1 protein-coding gene and 1 pseudogene are annotated in these 830 nt (G+C 49.8%); both read left to right on the top strand.

Annotation, left to right across the window (positions count from 1 at the left end):
• Positions 1–350, top strand: a pseudogene (locus AC1DVP_RS21305) (hypothetical protein); the annotation flags it as partial.
• 51 nt (positions 351–401) lie between these two features.
• Positions 402–719 (top strand): hypothetical protein, encoded by a 318-nt coding sequence (locus tag AC1DVP_RS21300; RefSeq protein WP_477185475.1) that lies wholly within the window; start codon positions 402–404, stop codon positions 717–719.
• The last annotated feature ends 111 nt before the right edge of the window (positions 720–830 follow it).

Here is an 830-nt window from a genome sequence, read left to right as displayed (position 1 = left end):
CACCGTTAGTTCCGGCTAAACCTTGCGGACCTACTGCGCCATCAACTCCATTGGTTCCGTTCGTTCCGTCAACACCGTTAGTTCCGGCTAWACCTTGCGGACCTACTGCGCCATCAAYACCATTSGTTCCGTTAGTWCCGTCAACACCGTTAGTTCCGGCTAWACCTTGCGGACCTACTGCGCCATCAACTCCATTSGTTCCRTTAGTACCGTCAACACCGTTAGTTCCGGCAATACCTTGTGGACCAACTGCGCCATCAACTCCATTCGTTCCGTTTATTCCATCAACACCATTGGTTCCATTAATACCGTCAATACCGTTAGTTCCAGCTATACCTTGGATTCCTTGAGGACCTACTGCTCCATCAATACCATTTGTTCCGTTKATTCCATCWACACCATTGGTTCCATTAGTACCGTCAACACCGTTAGTTCCGGCTAAACCTTGCGGACCTACTGCGCCATCAACTCCATTGGTTCCGTTAGTACCGTCAACACCGTTAGTTCCGGCTAAACCTTGCGGACCTACTGCGCCATCAACTCCATTGGTTCCGTTAGTACCGTCAACACCGTTAGTTCCGGCTATACCTTGTGGACCAACTGCGCCATCAACACCGTTAGTTCCAGCAATACCTTGTGGACCAACTGCGCCATCAACACCATTGGTTCCGTTAATACCGTCAATACCGTTAGTTCCAGCTATACCTTGGATTCCTTGAGGACCTACTGCTCCATCAATACCATTTGTTCCGTTGATTCCCTCTACACCATTGGTTCCGTTAGTACCGTCAACACCGGTTAGTTCCGGCTAAACCTTGCGGACCTACTGC

Source organism: Flavobacterium sp. P3_A6 (assembly GCF_056403035.1).
This window is presented reverse-complemented; position numbering and strand designations above follow the sequence as displayed.